Raw genomic sequence first — 15,561 nt, 5'->3', positions numbered from 1 at the left:
TCATGGTCTTTCGTCACGATCATGGTCGGGACGGCACAAGGGAAGTGTGCACAATCACCATTGCCCCGAAGCAGGCGTAACCACTACTGATGTTTCCTTGGTTCTGCGCGTTGAGGAACTTGCCGGGAAAGCGCCAATCCTGGCCGCGAAGCTCGCCAGGCTGGATCCCCGGCACCTCACCACCCTGCTGGGTTCCCCGGCCGTGGGGACGTCCGGCGGGGCTACGGATTCCGGATCCGATCAGCCGGGAAGCCCCGAACCGCAGGCCTGAGGGGAATTCTGTCGGTGGTCTGTGTCAGAGTCTTTATATGACCGCACCACTGCTTGCCCACGCTACTGACTACGGACGCATGTACGCCCGCTCCACTACTGAGCAATTCGCTGTTCCTTCCATCACAACAGTGATTGCACAGCAGGCGCACGCCCTGGATGGTTGGTTCAGCTACATGGGAGCAAGCAGCCTTGCCGCAGATCCGGAACTCCCGGCAATGATCGGCAGCCCGGCAAGGATCCGCCAGGCAGTCAACAAGGCCGCCAAAGCCGCTGAAACATACCGCGATGAAGCAGCGGCCCGCGGTGACCGGGTCCATACCTACTGCGAGCAAGTGGCGCTCCGCGCGCTGGGCCGTCCGCACCGCATGCAGGAATGCCGGGACGAACTCGCTTCGCATGGGGAGCAGGCTTTTGCAGCGCGCTTCGACGAGTGGTGGGAGCTGTACCGCGTGGAACCTATCGCGCCTGAGATCACCGTCTGGAACCAATCAGTAGGTTATGCCGGCACCTTGGACTTGGTGGCCCGTATTAATGGACGGATCTGCCTGATCGACTACAAGACCAAAGGAACAACCCGTGACGGCACGGTGAAAGCCCTGGATGACAAAGTGGTCATGCAACTGGTGGCGGGAATGAAAGCCGAGGAAAGCCTGGTGGATCCCGTGGCCGGGCAGTGGGAGCCCTGGAAGTTCGGTGAGAACCCCATGCTCCTGGCCGTAGCCATCGGTGAGACGGAAGTTCGCCCGCAGCGCGCCAATCCCGACGTCCTCAAGCACCATTGGTGGAAGTTCTGCGCCCTCCGCCGCGTGTGGGAGATGTCCGCCGACGTTTCTGCGGCTGGTCAGGCCCTCCTGCCGATTGCCCCGCCACCGCTGGCGGCTCCTGCCAGGGTAAGCGTTGGGGCCGGAGCGCTGGGCTGAACGCCCGGCGCCTCCTTGACCGTCTCAACTAAACTGGCTTTGGCTCCGCAACGCGGACCAAAGACAGACAAAAGTGAGGACTGGCAACAGATGGCAATTTTGAGTATCCGAATCATCGGTGATCCGGTGCTGCGAACCGTAGCGGATCCTGTAACCGATTTTGGTCCGGAGCTCGCCAAACTGGTCGCGGACATGATGGACACCATGGAGGACGTGGAGGGTGCAGGCCTTGCCGCGCCCCAAGTCGGCGTGAGCAAGCGCGTCTTCACCTACCGCGTCGGTGGCGTTGCCGGCCACATCATCAATCCCGTGCTGGAAAACAGCGCGGATTTCCAGCCCGATGAGGTGGAGGGCTGCCTTTCGATCCCCGGACTGGGCTTTCCCGTCCGGCGCCACCGTGCCACCCGGGTCACCGGTGTGGACCTTCACGGCAAGCCGGTGTCCGTAGAGGGCGAAGGCATGCTGGCCCGTTGCTTCCAGCATGAAACCGACCATTTGGACGGCATCCTCTACACCGACAGGCTCGAAGGCGAAGACCGGAAGGCTGCCCTGCGCGCCATCCGCAACGCCAATTACCATGCCGTCACGGAAGAGACCACGTCCAAGCGTGCTTCCTCCGTCGGCTCGAGCTTTGGCGGCGGCAGCTTCGGGATTCCCGAGTGAGGGTATTGTTTGCCGGAACTCCGGCGGTAGCCGTTCCGTCATTGGACGCGCTGGTCAAAGCAGGGTTCGACGTCGTCGCGGTGCTGACCCGGCCGGACGCTCCGCTGGGACGAAAGCGCGTCCTCACTCCATCTCCCGTGGCTGCCCGCGCCGAAGAGCTGGGAATCCAGGTGATCAAGGCGGCCAAAGTAGACGCTGAGACCACGGCGCACATCGCTGACACTTCGCCCGACGTCGCCGCAATCGTCGCCTACGGAGGAATCGTTCCCCGGGACGCCCTCGCTGTTCCCGCGCACGGCTGGGTCAACCTGCATTTCTCCCTGCTTCCGGCATGGCGCGGGGCGGCTCCCGTGCAACGGGCGCTGATCGCAGGTGACGATGTGACAGGCGCGGTGACCTTCCAATTGGAGGAAGGCCTGGACACCGGTCCTGTCTTTGGAACCCTGACGGAATCGGTCCGGGATGAGGACACCGCCGGTGACCTCCTGGAGCGGCTCTCGGTCAGCGGTGCGGTTCTCTTGTGCCAAACCCTCTCCGCGATTGACGCCGGCCAGGCGGCTCCGCAGCCGCAGTCCGGTGAGGTGACCCTGGCCCCCAAACTCACCCTGGAAGACGGACGGTTGGATTGGCAGCAACCGGCCCTGGCGCTCCACCGCAGGTCCCGGGGCGTTACCCCCGAGCCCGGAGCCTGGACAATGCTGGAGGGCCAGCGGATCAAGCTTGAGCCCGTGGCCTTACGGCCGGACGTGAACGATCTTGCGCCGGGTCGTGTCCGTCCCGAAGGTAAAGCCGTGCTGGTAGGGACAGGCTCCCATGCCGTACAGCTGGGGCGTGTCCAACCCGCAGGCAAAAAAATGATGCTGCCGGCCGATTGGGCCCGCGGCTTGGCAACACCCGAGAAAGTGGTCTTCGAATGAGTGAGTCCGGCCGGCGAGGCCCCAACAGCAGCGGTGGCCGCGACGGGGGTGGCCGAGACAACCGGGACAACCGGGACAACCGTGGCACCCGGGGCGATCGTTCAGGAAGCAAGCGCAACGCCCAGGGCCGCGAACGCAACCGGGGTCCGCAGCGTGGCTTCTCCACCAATGCCCCTTCGCAGCGGACCCGGCGTGCTGATCCTGCCCGTCTGGTGGCTTTCGAGGTGCTGCGCGCAGTTGCTTCCGAAGACGCTTATGCAAACCTCGTCCTCCCCGCCCGCATCCGCGAACACCGACTGGACCGCCGGGATGCCGGCTTTGCCACGGAGCTCAGCTACGGAGCGCTTCGCGGGCAGGGAACGTACGATGCCATTCTTGCCCGGTGTGTGGACAGGCCGCTTGACCAGCTGGACCCCGCCATCCTTGATGCCCTGCGGATCGGAGCGCACCAGCTCCTGTCCATGCGGGTGCCCGCCCACGCTGCCTTGGACCAGACCGTTGGCCTGGCGAGGGCAGTCATCGGCGCAGGGCCCTCAGCGCTCATCAACGCGGTCCTGCGTAAGGTGGCGGCGCACTCGATGGAGGAATGGCTGGACCTTCTCCTGGACCAGGAATCGGATGCCACCAGGATTGCCGCCTTGCGCCACTCCCATCCGGAATGGATCGTCCGTGCTTTGCGGCAATCCTTGGTGAACCACGGCAGGCCTGCCTCGGACATCGAGGCACTGCTGGAAGCGGACAACGCCGCTCCGGTGGTAAATCTGGTGGCACTGCCGGGACTCGGAGACCTGGACGAAGCCCTCGAACAAGGCGCCACGGCAGGGGAACTCGTTGAGGGCTCGGCGATGTCCGCGGGCGGCGACCTCGGCAGGCTTGAATCCGTGCGTCAGGGCACCACGCGTGTCCAGGACGTCGGTTCGCAGCTTGTGGCGCGTGCCGTTGCGGGCGCTGACGTCGAAACTTCTGCCGACGGCAATGAACGGTGGCTTGATCTGTGTGCCGGTCCCGGCGGGAAAGCCGCGCTGCTTGCGGCTTTGGCCCACCGCGACGGTGCCACCCTCCTGGCCAATGAACCTGCACCCCACCGGGCAAAGCTGGTACAGCAGGCGCTGTCCGCCGTGCCGTCCGCAACGTGGTCTGTCCGCACGGGGGACGGCAGGGAAGTAGGCAGCGAAGAGCCGGAGTCTTTCGACCGCGTGCTGGTGGATGTTCCCTGCAGCGGCCTCGGAGCGTTGCGACGGCGGCCGGAGTCCCGTTGGCGCCGGTCACCGAAAGATATCGCAGACCTGGGTCCGTTGCAGCGCGAACTCCTGGCATCCGCCATTGCTGCCGTCAAGCCCGGGGGAGTAGTCGGCTACGTCACCTGTTCACCCCATCCGGCCGAAACCACCGCGGTCGTCTCCGATGTCCTTGCCAAACGGACGGACTTGGAACTGCTGGATGCCGGAGAAGCCTTGGACCGGGTCAGCCTGGGCAGGGAACTCGGCGCCGGTCATGAGCTGACAGCCCAGCTCTGGCCGCATGTCCACCAAACGGATGCCATGTTCCTGGCGTTGATCCGCAAGAAGGCCTAGTTCTGCTGCAGTTGTTCGCCCCACCAACCACCCGAAGGATTTTCCTTGACTCAGTGCTGTATCAACCCGAGCATCCTGTCCGCGGACTTCGTCAACCTTGAGGCCGAACTGCAGCGCATCAGCAATGCCGATGCCGTGCACGTGGACGTGATGGACAACCACTTCGTCCCCAACCTCACCCTCGGGTTGCCCGTCGTGCAGAGGATTCAGGCTGTCAGCCCGGTTCCGCTGGATGCACACCTGATGATCTCCGACGCCGACCGCTGGGCGCCGGCCTACGCGGACGCAGGCGTCGCTTCAGTGACGTTCCACGCGGAAGCTGCGATGGCGCCGGTCAAGCTTGCCCGCGAATTGCGGGCGCGCGGCGCCAAGGCCGGTATGGCGTTGCGGCCGGCAACTCCCGTGGAGCCGTATCTGGACATGCTGAGCGAAGTGGACATGTTGCTCATCATGACGGTCGAGCCGGGCTTCGGGGGACAGGCATTCCTTGACATCACGCTGCCCAAGATCCGTCGTGCACGTGAGGCCGTTGAGGGTTCGGGTATCGGTGTCGCCATCCAGGTGGACGGCGGGATCACCGAGGAAACCATCGTCCGTGCCGCCGAGGCCGGGGCCAATGTCTTCGTGGCTGGCTCGGCTGTTTACGGCCACGCGGATCCCGCGGCGGCGATCGACCGGCTCCGGCTCGCCGGGACCAAGGCCACACAGCCCGCTGCCTAGGCGGCAAGGCAGCCCAAGCAGCAACAATGTGTCACGAAGATGGCCGGGAATAGCCCGGCCATCTTCGAGGTTGTGGCACAATAGCACCACACATATACGTGCTCCGGGGTCGGTGTAAGTCCGAACCGGCGGTTATAGTCCGCGACCCGCGCGCTTACGGTTACCACTCTTGTGGAGCCGGAAGCAGACGGTTGAACCGGTGGAATTCCGGTACCGACAGTTAAAGTCTGGATGGGAGAAGCACGTACAGGTATGCCGTCGGCGTCCTTTGAGGATGGCCGGGCGGGCATGCGCTGTCGTACACCCCCGGAGCCATCGCGGTCACTGGGAAGGAACGGCATGGATTTTCTGCGATGGCTCTTCGAAGCACAGATTCCCGTTGGAGGGTCTGCGCTTGTTCTACGCGAAGTGCTTGGCAACATCTTTGGGCTCGCCAGCGCCCTCGGCGGAATGCGCCGCAAAGTCTGGGCATGGCCTGTTGGCATCCTCGGCAACCTCCTGTTGCTGACCGTGTTCCTCGGGAACGTCTTTGGCGCAGCGGCGCCGGCCACTTTGTGGGGCCAGGCGGGCCGCCAAATCATGTTCATGGCCGTCGCAATATACGGCTGGTACCGGTGGCAGCAGGGACGACACCTTGCAGGCGAAGGCCACGCAATCGTGCCGTCCTGGGCCAGCAACAAGGTCCGCATCGCTTTGATCGGCGCCATGGTGGCGGGAACGGCAGCACTGACACCGCTGTTCGACGCCCTCGGCTCCTACCCGCCGGTGTGGGCGGACGCCTGGACTTTCATGGGGTCACTGTTGGCCACCTACGGCATGGCCCGCGGCTGGACCGAATTCTGGCTGATCTGGGTGGCCGTGGACGTTGTGGGCGTCCCGTTGCTGTTCACCGCCGGCTATTACGCCAGTGCCTTCATGTACCTCTTCTATGGATTCTTCACGCTCGCCGGGTTCTTCGTCTGGCGGCGGGCGTCCAAACGCGCAGCTGCAGTGGCCGGTCCGGCACCCGTCGCAGTGGGGGCCGCCCGATGAACGCGGTTGCCACCACCTTCAGCGCGCTTGAGTCTGCGGCCATGGACACGGCTCTGCGTGCGGCCTTGCAGGGTCCCCGTGGCGCCAACCCCCTGGTAGGTGCCGTCATCCTGAACGCCGACGGTGAGCAGGTCGCCGTCGGCTATCACCGTGGCGCCGGAACGGCACATGCCGAAGCGGACGCCATCCTCGAAGCGCGGAAGGCAGGGATCGAGCTGCGCGGCACCACCATGGTGGTGACGCTGGAGCCCTGCAACCACGTGGGACGTACCGGCCCCTGTGCCCAGGCGATCATCGCCGCCGGTATCACCAGGGTGATTTACGCCGTCGACGATCCCCATGATCCCGCGGCAGGAGGCGCCCGCACGCTCCGTTCCGCGGGTATCACAGTGGAGTCGGGCCTCGCGGCAGCAGACGCTTTGGAGCTGAACCGGGAATGGTTCGACGCCGTTGCCTCCAAGCGGCCCTTTGTCACCTTGCATATCGCCCAGACGCTGGACAGCCGCATCGCGGCAGTGGACGGCACCAGCCAATGGATCTCCAGTCCGGAGTCGCTGGCGGACAACCACAGCCTGCGCGGACTTATTGATGCGATCCTCGTGGGCACCGGGACGGTCCTGATCGACAACCCCCGGTTGACTGCAAGGGATCCGGAGGGTGGACTTTCCGGGCGTCAACCGCTCCGCGCGGTCATGGGCCGGCGGGAGGTGCCGCAGGACGCGGCAGTGCGCGGGACGGACGGGCGCTTCCTCCACCTGGCCACCCGGGATCCGCACGAAGCCTTGGCCATGCTGTTCGAGGAGGGCGTCCGGCACGTCATGGTGGAGGGTGGTTCGAGCATCCTCAGCACCTTCCTGGCGGCGGGCCTGGTGGATGAATTGATTGTCTACCTGGCTCCCACCCTGCTGGGCTCCGGAACCCCTGCCCTGAACGACCTCGGCATCACAACCCTGTCCCAGGCCCAGCACTGGATCTGGGACGAGGCCGGCGGCGGTTCCGTGCGGACCCTCGGCAATGACCTTCGACTTCATCTCCGGCCCACCCGGCCGGCTACCACACAAGAAAATTCCCTTCACGGCAGCGAAGCCGCGGAGTACGTCTCAGGAGGACACTGATGTTTACCGGAATCGTTGCCGAACAGGGCACCGTACTTGGCATCGACCACGACGGCGAAGCCAGCGCCACGTTGCGGCTTAAAGCCCCTACCACCACGGAGGGCCTCGCCTTGGGCGGTTCGATCGCCGTCAACGGTGTGTGCCTGACGGCTACGCAGATCAATGGGCAGGAGTTCAGCGTCGATGTCATGGGGGAGACCCTGCTCCGGACCACCATCGGTCAGTTGGCGGCGGGGGACAGCGTCAACCTGGAACGGTGCGTTCCTTCCGGCGGACGCTTGGACGGGCACGTGGTCCAGGGACACGTCGATGGCGTCGGCGAATTGCTGGAGCGTGAGGCCCTGGGCAACTGGGACCGCCTGCGGTTCGGTGTACCTGCCACGTTGGCCCGCTACATTGCCGAGAAGGGGTCCATTGCCGTTGACGGCGTGTCGCTGACCGTGACCGCCGTCAGTCCCGCTGCCGACCCGGAGCCATGGTTCGAAGTCGGCCTGATCCCCACCACCCTCGAAGAGACCGGCCTGGGTGCAAAGCCGGTGGGCGCCAAGGTCAACCTCGAAGTCGATGTCCTGGCCAAGTACACCGAACGGCTGCTGTCCTTTGCACCCCAGGGCAAGCCTGCCCACCGTGCCGATGATGAGAGCCGGTCCGCAAGCCCCGAACAGACCACGGAAGCCCAGGAGGCTGTGCGATGAGCGCCCCCACCAAGACCGATCCCGCCCGGGTACGCAGGCAGGGCCTGGACCCCGTTGAAGCGGCCATTGCCGCAATGGCAGCCGGGAAACCAGTGATCGTGGTTGACAACGAAGACCGCGAGAACGAAGGCGATATTATCTTCGCCGCCCAGCACGCCACCCCGGCCCTCATGGGGTGGACCATCCGCTACTCGTCCGGCGTCATTTGCGTGCCGCTGGAAGGAGAGCGGGCGGACGCCTTGGCACTGCCGCAAATGGTGGCCGTCAACGAGGATGCCAAGGGAACCGCCTACACGATCTCCTGCGATGCTGCCCACGGAGTGAGCACCGGGATTTCAGCGACGGACCGCGCACTGACAGCCCGGATCCTGGCGGATCCGGCGAGCACCCCGGCCCACATCACGCGCCCCGGGCATATTTTCCCCCTCCGAGCAGTTAAGGGAGGAGTGCGTGAACGCCCCGGACACACGGAAGCTGCTGTGGACTTGTGCCGGCTCGCCGGGCTTGCCCCGGTGGGTGTGATCGCGGAGTTGGTACACGACGACGGTGAAATGATGCGCCTGGACAGCCTGCGCGAGTTTGCCGCCGGGCACGGATGTCCCCTCATTTCCATTGAGGACCTGGTGGCATACGTCGAGGCGGTAGAGTCCCAGCAGGAAGAGATTCCAACGGCACACCTTTCAGTGGCAGACGAGGAGAAGCGATGACGGCATCCATCACGCGCAGCAGCGACGAGACCGAACGCACGCCCCACCCCGTGAGCGGGGGGCCGATCGTCCAATTGCCCACCGCTTTCGGAGACTTTGTGGCACAGGCCTGGACGGACCACGAGACCGGAGTTGAACACCTGGCTGTCAGCTCGCCGAATCCGTCCAAGAGCGGGAAGGCTCCGCTGGTCCGGCTGCACTCCGAGTGCCTCACCGGGGACGTCTTCGGGTCCTACCGCTGCGACTGCGGAGAGCAGCTGGCTTTTGCTCTCGAACTCATCAACGCCGAGGGCGGCACGTTGTTGTACCTGCGCGGGCAGGAAGGCCGGGGCATCGGCCTTGCCAACAAAATCAAGGCTTACGCGTTGCAGGAAGCCGGCTTCGATACCGTTGAGGCCAACGAGCAGCTGGGCCTGCCGGTCGACGCGCGTTCTTACAACGCTGCCGCGCAGATCCTCGCGGAAATGGGCCTGCAGGAAGTCCGTTTGTTGAGCAACAACCCGGACAAGCAGAACCGCTTGGCACAGGCGGGCGTCACCGTGGTGGAGATGGTAGCCACCGAGGTTCCCTCCCGCGAGCAGAACCTGCGCTACCTGCAGACCAAGAAAGACCGGATGGACCACCGTCTGACGCTCCAGGCAGAGCACGCAGGCAACGGGAAGACCCCGCTGGCCCACCCCTTTGACAGCATCAACGACTGAACGGATCTACTGCACACAATGAGCGGACACGGCGCCCCCACCATTGACCTCACCACCCTCAACCGCGAGGAAACCTCACAGCTGAAACTGGCCATTGTCGCCGCCAGCTGGCACACCCAGATCATGGACGGCCTGGTTGACGGAGCCCTCCGCGCCGCCAAGGAAGCCGGCATTGCTGAGCCCGTCCTGCTGCGGGTTCCGGGCAGCTTCGAACTCCCGGTAGCGGCTGCCCGCCTTGCTCCGCACTTCGACGCCGTTGTTGCCCTGGGCGTCGTCATCCGCGGCGGCACCCCGCACTTCGATTACGTCTGCCAGGCCGCGACGTCGGGACTTACCGACGTGTCAGTCCGCACCGGCGTGCCTGTCGGCTTTGGCGTCCTCACCTGCGATACCGAGCAGCAGGGCCTGGACCGCGCGGGACTTCCCGGCTCCAGCGAGGACAAGGGCCATGAAGCTGTTACCGCCGCCTTGGCCACGGCAGTAACGCTTAAGCAGTTCCAGTAAAAGGCGGCGAGCTGCCGGCCCCGGAATAAGGCCCGGCAAGGGGATGTGGGTGTGTGTTCACTCACATCCCCTTCGTCATCCAAGGCCCCAACAAGCGGTGGTTGCCGTGAAGGAAGTAGTCTGTAGGGCGTGAAGAATTTCGAGACGCTGTTCGCAGAACTGAGTGAGAAAGCAGCGACCCGCCCGGCAGGTTCGCGCACGGTAGCCGAACTGGACTCTGGAATCCACGGCATCGGCAAGAAGGTAGTCGAAGAAGCCGCCGAAGTGTGGATGGCTGCGGAATACGAATCCGACGAAGCCGCTGCCGAGGAAATCTCCCAGTTGCTGTACCACCTGCAGGTCCTCATGCTCGCCAAGGGCCTCAGCCTGGAGGACGTTTACAAGCATCTTTAGCCACGCCTCCCGGGCTGTGTCCTGCAGTGGAAACAACCGGGCCCGCAGCGTGGCCGATGTGCCTGAAAACCTCCAACAACAACAGAAAGTCTCCCAATGCTCCGTGTAGCAGTCCCCAACAAGGGATCCCTCTCCGAAGCCGCCTCAGCCATGTTGTCCGAGGCCGGCTACCGCCAGCGCCGCGACAACCGTGAACTGGTGATGGTCGATCCCGACAACGATATTGAGTTTTTCTTCCTTCGTCCCCGGGACATCGCGGTCTACGTTGGACAGGGAACGCTGGATGTCGGAATCACCGGCCGCGATCTCCTGCTCGATGCGCAGGTTGAGGCCGAAGAGCTCCTCCCGCTTGGCTTCGCCGCGTCCACCTTCCGCTTCGCGGGGCCCGTCGGTGACTTCTCCGCCGTCGAAGAGCTTGAAGGCAAGCGCCTGGCCACCAGCTACGACGGCCTCTTGCGCGACTATCTCGCAGAGCGCGGGGTCAACGCGAAGGTGGTCCGCCTGGATGGTGCCGTGGAATCGTCGGTGCGCCTCGGCGTCGCTGATGCCATTGCCGACGTCGTCGAAACCGGAAACACCCTCAAGGCTGCCGGGATGGAAATCTTCGGCGACCCGATCCTCCGCTCCGAAGCGGTGCTCATCCGGCGCGCAGGCAAGGGCGGTGCCGCCAACGGTACCGCCAAGGAAATCGACGTCCTGATCCGCCGCCTCCAGGGCGTACTGGTGGCACGGCAATACGTGCTCATGGACTACGACATCCGCAAGGACCTCGTGGAAGACGCCGCCGCCCTCACCCCGGGCCTGGAATCGCCCACCGTGTCTCCGCTGCGGGATTCGGAATGGGTTGCCGTGCGGTCCATGGTTCCCAAGAAGGAAACCAACCGGATCATGGATGAGCTTTACGACCTGGGCGCCCGGGCGATCCTGGTCAGCAGCATCCACGCCTGCCGTATCTGACCCGCGCTCCGATCAGCAGAACCGCAGAATTGAGGATCAGCACATGGCTGTAGCCGTACGCGTTATTCCCTGCCTGGACGTTGATGCAGGCCGCGTAGTCAAGGGCGTCAACTTCGAGGGCCTCCGGGACGCGGGGGACCCGGTGGAACTGGCGCACCGCTACGACAACGGAGGCGCCGACGAACTGACGTTCCTGGACGTCACGGCGTCGTCCGGCAACCGCGAGACAACCTTCGACGTCGTCCGCCGGACCGCCGAGGAAGTCTTTATTCCGCTCACCGTCGGAGGCGGCGTCCGTGGCGTTGCCGAGGTGGACAAGTTGCTCCGCTTTGGTGCCGACAAGGCCTCGATCAACACGGCAGCCGTCGCCCGGCCGGAGGTCATCGACGAAATCACCCGCCACTTCGGCTCCCAGGTCCTGGTGCTGTCCGTGGATGCGCGCCGCACCCGCGAAGGCGACGCCCCGACGTCGTCGGGCTTTGAAGTCACTACCCACGGCGGCCGCAAGGGCACCGGGATCGACGCCATTGCCTGGGCGAAGGAAGCCGCGGACCGTGGCGTCGGCGAAATCCTGCTGAACTCGATCGACGCCGATGGAACCAAAGACGGTTTCGACCTTGAACTCATCCGCCTGGTCCGGGCAGCCGTGAACATTCCGATCATCGCCTCCGGCGGTGCGGGGGAGCCGCAGCACTTCCCGCCCGCTGTTGAAGCAGGAGCCGACGCCGTGCTGGCTGCCTCCGTGTTCCACTTCGGACCGGACGACATGATTGCCCAAGTCAAGGCAGCGATCGCGCAGGCCGGCTTCGAAGTACGTTAACCCGTACGGTAAGCGTTCACAACAACGAAAGGGCCACCTGCAGGTGGCCCTTTCGTTGTTGTTGTTGCGGGTTTGCCCTAAAGTCCGATGTCGGCCGACTGCAAAAGCGCGACGGCGTCCGGCTGGCCTTCGAACGTGACCAACGCCTGGTTGGTCCGGCCGTGGGCGTGCATGATCAGTTCGCCCGGCTCTCCGACGATTGCCACCGATACGGGTGCCCGCTTGGCCACGTGGCGGGGTCCCGTGGGCCGCACGAGCACGATGCCAAGATCGACTCCGCGGTAAAGGAAAGCTGCCCGCTTGATGAGATCGTCCCAGAGGGCGTCCGAATAGGCTTCGTCCAAGGCGCGGGGCGCCCAGCGGTCACCGGCCCTGCGGATGTCCTCGGTGTGCACGAAGTATTCAATGAGGTTGGACGTTTCGTCCAGGGCTTTGATCCTCAACGGCGAAAGGGCCGGCGGGCCTGCCCGGAACGCCTTGACCAACTTGGCGTAGTCCTCGGCAGTCTTCAGCTTGGAAGCCAGCTTGGCCGTCGCCTTGTCCGACGCTTTCCCGAGGCTTGGGATCAACAGCCCGATGCCCACGGATGCTTTGCGTTCACGCAGGTACAAGTGGGCGGCAAGATCGCGCGTCAGCCACCCTTCACAGAGCGTGGGGGAGTCAGGTCCGGCCGCCAGCAAGGTTTCGGCCAGTACTTCTCGGGAAGGATCGACGAAATGCATCACTTGTGAAACTAGCACGATCGAGCCGCTGTTGCGCAGAGGAACCGCCGCAGGAACCGGGCCCCGGCAAAGGCACTAGACTTGATCTGATGTCTGAGCAGTCCACCCCCAGCCCAACTCCCGCCGCGGAGGCAGCGAGCGACCCCGCCGCAACCCTGCCGCAGGAGATTTCCAGCGCGCTCAAGCGCGATCCTGCAGGCCTTGTAGCCGCCATCGTCCAGCAGCATGACACCAACGAGGTCCTCATGCTGGGCTGGATGGATGACGAAGCTCTTCGGCGCACGATGACCACCGGTCGTGTCACTTTCTACTCCCGTTCGCGCCAGGAATACTGGCGCAAGGGCGACACTTCCGGGCATGTCCAGTTCGTGAAGTCCGTCGCCCTTGACTGCGACGGCGATGCCCTTCTGGTCCGGGTGGACCAAGTGGGCGCTGCCTGCCACACGGGAACCCGGACCTGCTTCGACGGACGCGAGCTGACCGTCGTCGCCGGCAACCGTGACTAGGGCCCCCATCCTTAACCACTGACTCACCACCTCACACAAAGGCGGAAAGATATAGCCATGCAGGACCTTGGAATCATCAGCCCGGGCCTGGAAGAGTTCCGGAAACTCGCCGCCCACAGCCGTGTCATCCCCGTTCGACTCAAAGTACTGGCCGACGCCGAGACACCCATCGGCCTCTACCGGAAGCTGGCGCAGGGCCAACCCGGCACCTTCCTGATGGAGTCCGCTGCTGTCGGCGGCTCATGGTCCCGTTACTCCTTCATTGGCGCCAAGTCCCGCGCCACCCTGACCACCAAAGACGGAAACGCGCACTGGATCGGCCAGCCGCCGGTGGGTGTCCCGACGTCCGGCAACCCCGTGGAAGCCGTCCGCGACACCATCGCGGCACTGCAAACCGACCGTTTTGAAGGCCTGCCTCCCTTCACGTCCGGCCTGGTGGGCTTCCTCGGCTGGGAGACGGTGCGCCACTGGGAGCGCTTGACCTCCCCGCCCGAGGACGATCTGCAGTTGCCGGAGATGGCCCTGAACCTCGTGACGGACATGGCCGTGCATGACAATGTGGACGGAACGGTCCTGCTCATTGCCAATGCGATCAACTTCGACAACAGCTCCGAGCGCGTGGACGAGGCATGGCATGACGCCGTGGCACGGGTCAAGGCGTTGCTGGAGCAGATCAGCACGCCCGTCGCCCAGCCGGTCTCCGTGCTGGAAAGCGCCGCCTTGGACTTCGCTTCCAGCGTGCAGGAGCGTTGGGACGAGAACCAGTACTTGGAAGCCATTGACCGCGGCAAGGAAGCCATTGTTGATGGTGAAGTCTTCCAGGTGGTCATCTCGCGCCGGTTCGAAATGGAATGCGCCGCTGATCCCCTGGATGTCTACAGGGTCCTGCGCAATACCAACCCGAGCCCGTACATGTACATTTTCAGCCTCGCCGATGCCGACGGCCGGGAGTACTCAATTGTGGGTTCGTCCCCGGAGGCGCTGGTCACCGTGACCGGCGGTGAAGTCATCACCCATCCGATCGCAGGTTCGCGTCCCCGGGGCAAGACCGTGGAAGCCGACAAGGCCCTTGCCACGGAGCTGCTGGCTGATCAAAAGGAACGCGCGGAGCACCTGATGCTGGTGGACCTGTCCAGGAACGACCTCTCCAAGGTGTGCGTGGCTGGAACCGTGGATGTCACCCAGTTCATGGAGGTGGAGCGCTTCAGCCACATCATGCACTTGGTCTCCACCGTGGTGGGGGAGCTGGCTCCCGACGCCAAGGCGTATGACGTCCTCAAGGCAACCTTCCCTGCGGGGACCCTGTCCGGTGCCCCCAAGCCCCGTGCTTTGCGCCTCCTGGACGAGCTTGAACCACACCGTCGCGGAATCTACGGCGGGGTGGTGGGCTACCTCGACTTCGCCGGCGACATGGATATGGCCATTGCCATTCGCTCTGCCCTGCTGCGCGAAGGACGGGCCTACGTGCAGGCCGGCGGAGGCATCGTGGCCGATTCGCACAAGCCGTCCGAGGCCTTGGAAACCGTCAACAAGGCGGCAGCACCCCTGCGCGCGGTCCACACCGCCGGTTCGCTGCACAACATCGCTGCTGACGGCGTGGGCGAGGCCGGAGCCGACGAGGACGGAACTCCTGCACCGTGACGGCAAAGGCGCAAGACAAGACCACCGGCGTTGAGCGGCGGTGGACCCGGAAATCGACCGTGGTCCTGGCCACCGTGATTCTGGCCTTCGCGGTCTTCGGCACTACGACGCAGACGTGGATCGAGGTCCGCCTGGACCCGGCTGCCGTTTCCAACAGCAACCTCCAAGTACCCGGCAACAAGGCCGCCACCGCAGTAACAGCCCTGGCGCTCGTAGCCTTGGCCGGTGCCCTTGCGGCATCCATCGCCGGCAGGATTGCCCGGTGGATCATCGCGGTGATCATCGGGTTGTCGGCTGTCGGTACCATCCTGGCTGCCGGGACGGTCCTCGGTGATCCGTTGGGAGCCGCACAAGGTTCCATCGCTGCAGCAACCGGGGTCTCCGGCGGGCAGGCCGGAGTGAGCACCACGGTGTTTCCTGTGCTTGCCGTTGCTGCGGCCGCACTCCTGGCAGGCTGCGCCGTATGGCTCCCGTTGGTCGGGCGCCATTGGAAGACCAGGACCAAGTACGACGCCGCCGGCCGCGCAGGGGAGCGCGGCACCGGTCCGGTCGATGAGATCGACAGTTGGGACAGCCTTTCCCGCGGGGAAGACCCCACGTAAGCGGCGTGTCCGGCGCGGGGGCCGCCGTCGAACATCAACTTCCGCAACAAAAGGGCCCGGCACTCGCCCTGACGTCGGTCGATGTCCCGGCCACCGCCA

Annotated in this window: 19 protein-coding genes and 1 riboswitch; of the genes, 18 read left to right on the top strand and 1 reads right to left on the bottom strand. The window is 64.7% G+C overall.

Annotated elements, in window-relative coordinates; all coding sequences use genetic code 11:
- Positions 1-46 precede the first annotated feature (46 nt).
- The 15 genes from HMI59_RS12855 to hisF all read left to right on the top strand — a co-directional run bounded on the left by HMI59_RS12855 (position 47) and on the right by hisF (position 11,991).
- Positions 47-271, top strand: a complete 225-nt coding sequence (locus HMI59_RS12855; protein WP_166186105.1) for a hypothetical protein — start codon at positions 47-49, stop codon at positions 269-271.
- 37 nt (positions 272-308) lie between these two features.
- A complete protein-coding gene (locus HMI59_RS12850; protein ID WP_021473074.1) occupies positions 309-1,193 on the top strand; it encodes a cytochrome P450 in 885 nt (294 codons plus the stop codon).
- 90 nt (positions 1,194-1,283) lie between these two features.
- Positions 1,284-1,856 (top strand): peptide deformylase, encoded by a 573-nt coding sequence (def, locus tag HMI59_RS12845; RefSeq protein ID WP_193591540.1) that lies wholly within the window; start codon positions 1,284-1,286, stop codon positions 1,854-1,856.
- Complete coding sequence (gene fmt, locus HMI59_RS12840) at positions 1,853-2,773, top strand: methionyl-tRNA formyltransferase (RefSeq protein WP_193591539.1); 921 nt, start codon at positions 1,853-1,855, stop codon at positions 2,771-2,773. Before def ends, fmt begins: the two co-directional genes overlap by 4 nt.
- Positions 2,770-4,347 carry an RsmB/NOP family class I SAM-dependent RNA methyltransferase gene (locus tag HMI59_RS12835; protein ID WP_193591538.1) on the top strand — a complete coding sequence of 526 codons (1,578 nt, stop codon included), beginning with the start codon at positions 2,770-2,772 and terminating at the stop codon, positions 4,345-4,347. Before fmt ends, HMI59_RS12835 begins: the two co-directional genes overlap by 4 nt.
- Before the next feature lie 45 nt (positions 4,348-4,392).
- Positions 4,393-5,067, top strand: a complete 675-nt coding sequence (rpe, locus tag HMI59_RS12830) for a ribulose-phosphate 3-epimerase (protein WP_021473070.1) — start codon at positions 4,393-4,395, stop codon at positions 5,065-5,067.
- Positions 5,068-5,161: 94 nt separating this feature from the next.
- Positions 5,162-5,315, top strand: a riboswitch (FMN riboswitch).
- A gap of 91 nt (positions 5,316-5,406) precedes the next feature.
- Complete coding sequence (gene pnuC, locus HMI59_RS12825; RefSeq protein WP_021473069.1) at positions 5,407-6,099, top strand: nicotinamide riboside transporter PnuC; 693 nt, start codon at positions 5,407-5,409, stop codon at positions 6,097-6,099.
- Positions 6,096-7,214 (top strand): bifunctional diaminohydroxyphosphoribosylaminopyrimidine deaminase/5-amino-6-(5-phosphoribosylamino)uracil reductase RibD, encoded by a 1,119-nt coding sequence (gene ribD / locus HMI59_RS12820; protein WP_193591537.1) that lies wholly within the window; start codon positions 6,096-6,098, stop codon positions 7,212-7,214. The genes pnuC and ribD overlap by 4 nt, the downstream gene beginning before the upstream one ends.
- Positions 7,214-7,909 (top strand): riboflavin synthase, encoded by a 696-nt coding sequence (locus tag HMI59_RS12815; RefSeq protein ID WP_193591536.1) that lies wholly within the window; start codon positions 7,214-7,216, stop codon positions 7,907-7,909. Before ribD ends, HMI59_RS12815 begins: the two co-directional genes overlap by 1 nt.
- Positions 7,906-8,616 (top strand): 3,4-dihydroxy-2-butanone-4-phosphate synthase, encoded by a 711-nt coding sequence (ribB, locus tag HMI59_RS12810; protein ID WP_069695706.1) that lies wholly within the window; start codon positions 7,906-7,908, stop codon positions 8,614-8,616. Before HMI59_RS12815 ends, ribB begins: the two co-directional genes overlap by 4 nt.
- A complete protein-coding gene (gene ribA, locus HMI59_RS12805) occupies positions 8,613-9,317 on the top strand; it encodes a GTP cyclohydrolase II (protein ID WP_166186096.1) in 705 nt (234 codons plus the stop codon). Before ribB ends, ribA begins: the two co-directional genes overlap by 4 nt.
- Positions 9,318-9,335: 18 nt before the next feature.
- Entirely contained in the window at positions 9,336-9,821 is a 486-nt protein-coding gene (gene ribH, locus HMI59_RS12800) for a 6,7-dimethyl-8-ribityllumazine synthase (RefSeq protein WP_193591535.1), read from the top strand.
- A 129-nt stretch (positions 9,822-9,950) separates the two neighbouring features.
- The gene (locus HMI59_RS12795) at positions 9,951-10,214 is read left to right on the top strand and encodes a phosphoribosyl-ATP diphosphatase (protein WP_018778638.1); all 264 of its coding nucleotides are present in this window, start codon (positions 9,951-9,953) and stop codon (positions 10,212-10,214) included.
- 96 nt (positions 10,215-10,310) lie between these two features.
- Positions 10,311-11,171, top strand: a complete 861-nt coding sequence (gene hisG / locus HMI59_RS12790) for an ATP phosphoribosyltransferase (RefSeq protein WP_069695705.1) — start codon at positions 10,311-10,313, stop codon at positions 11,169-11,171.
- A gap of 43 nt (positions 11,172-11,214) precedes the next feature.
- Complete coding sequence (gene hisF / locus HMI59_RS12785; RefSeq protein WP_021473062.1) at positions 11,215-11,991, top strand: imidazole glycerol phosphate synthase subunit HisF; 777 nt, start codon at positions 11,215-11,217, stop codon at positions 11,989-11,991.
- A 77-nt stretch (positions 11,992-12,068) separates the two neighbouring features.
- On the opposite strand, the gene HMI59_RS12780 is transcribed toward hisF, so the two are convergent.
- Positions 12,069-12,713, bottom strand: a complete 645-nt coding sequence (locus HMI59_RS12780; protein ID WP_021473061.1) for a TIGR03085 family metal-binding protein — start codon at positions 12,711-12,713, stop codon at positions 12,069-12,071.
- A gap of 89 nt (positions 12,714-12,802) precedes the next feature.
- Between HMI59_RS12780 and hisI the strand changes: the two genes are divergently transcribed.
- From hisI to HMI59_RS12765, 3 genes are read left to right on the top strand one after another with little or no spacing between them, the layout of a single operon-like run.
- Positions 12,803-13,219, top strand: a complete 417-nt coding sequence (gene hisI / locus HMI59_RS12775; protein ID WP_021473060.1) for a phosphoribosyl-AMP cyclohydrolase — start codon at positions 12,803-12,805, stop codon at positions 13,217-13,219.
- A gap of 57 nt (positions 13,220-13,276) precedes the next feature.
- Entirely contained in the window at positions 13,277-14,860 is a 1,584-nt protein-coding gene (locus tag HMI59_RS12770) for an anthranilate synthase component I (RefSeq protein WP_069695704.1), read from the top strand.
- Positions 14,857-15,462 (top strand): Trp biosynthesis-associated membrane protein, encoded by a 606-nt coding sequence (locus HMI59_RS12765; RefSeq protein ID WP_193591534.1) that lies wholly within the window; start codon positions 14,857-14,859, stop codon positions 15,460-15,462. Before HMI59_RS12770 ends, HMI59_RS12765 begins: the two co-directional genes overlap by 4 nt.
- Positions 15,463-15,561 lie beyond the last annotated feature (99 nt).

It is taken from the genome of Paenarthrobacter sp. YJN-5, from assembly GCF_015040095.1.
Lineage (GTDB): Bacteria > Actinomycetota > Actinomycetes > Actinomycetales > Micrococcaceae > Arthrobacter > Arthrobacter ureafaciens.
This window is presented reverse-complemented; position numbering and strand designations above follow the sequence as displayed.

Excerpts from the sequence above, each read along its gene's own strand:
- HMI59_RS12850 (WP_021473074.1), top strand. The coding sequence starts at position 309 with ATGACCGCACCACTGCTTGCCCACGCTACTGACTACGGACGCATGTAC.
- def (WP_193591540.1), top strand. The coding sequence starts at position 1,284 with ATGGCAATTTTGAGTATCCGAATCATCGGTGATCCGGTGCTGCGAACC.
- HMI59_RS12835 (WP_193591538.1), top strand. The coding sequence starts at position 2,770 with ATGAGTGAGTCCGGCCGGCGAGGCCCCAACAGCAGCGGTGGCCGCGAC.
- pnuC (WP_021473069.1), top strand. The coding sequence starts at position 5,407 with ATGGATTTTCTGCGATGGCTCTTCGAAGCACAGATTCCCGTTGGAGGG.
- ribD (WP_193591537.1), top strand. The coding sequence starts at position 6,096 with ATGAACGCGGTTGCCACCACCTTCAGCGCGCTTGAGTCTGCGGCCATG.
- HMI59_RS12815 (WP_193591536.1), top strand. The coding sequence starts at position 7,214 with ATGTTTACCGGAATCGTTGCCGAACAGGGCACCGTACTTGGCATCGAC.
- ribB (WP_069695706.1), top strand. The coding sequence starts at position 7,906 with ATGAGCGCCCCCACCAAGACCGATCCCGCCCGGGTACGCAGGCAGGGC.
- ribA (WP_166186096.1), top strand. The coding sequence starts at position 8,613 with ATGACGGCATCCATCACGCGCAGCAGCGACGAGACCGAACGCACGCCC.
- ribH (WP_193591535.1), top strand. The coding sequence starts at position 9,336 with ATGAGCGGACACGGCGCCCCCACCATTGACCTCACCACCCTCAACCGC.
- hisG (WP_069695705.1), top strand. The coding sequence starts at position 10,311 with ATGCTCCGTGTAGCAGTCCCCAACAAGGGATCCCTCTCCGAAGCCGCC.
- hisF (WP_021473062.1), top strand. The coding sequence starts at position 11,215 with ATGGCTGTAGCCGTACGCGTTATTCCCTGCCTGGACGTTGATGCAGGC.
- HMI59_RS12780 (WP_021473061.1), bottom strand. The coding sequence starts at position 12,713 with ATGCATTTCGTCGATCCTTCCCGAGAAGTACTGGCCGAAACCTTGCTG.
- hisI (WP_021473060.1), top strand. The coding sequence starts at position 12,803 with ATGTCTGAGCAGTCCACCCCCAGCCCAACTCCCGCCGCGGAGGCAGCG.
- HMI59_RS12770 (WP_069695704.1), top strand. The coding sequence starts at position 13,277 with ATGCAGGACCTTGGAATCATCAGCCCGGGCCTGGAAGAGTTCCGGAAA.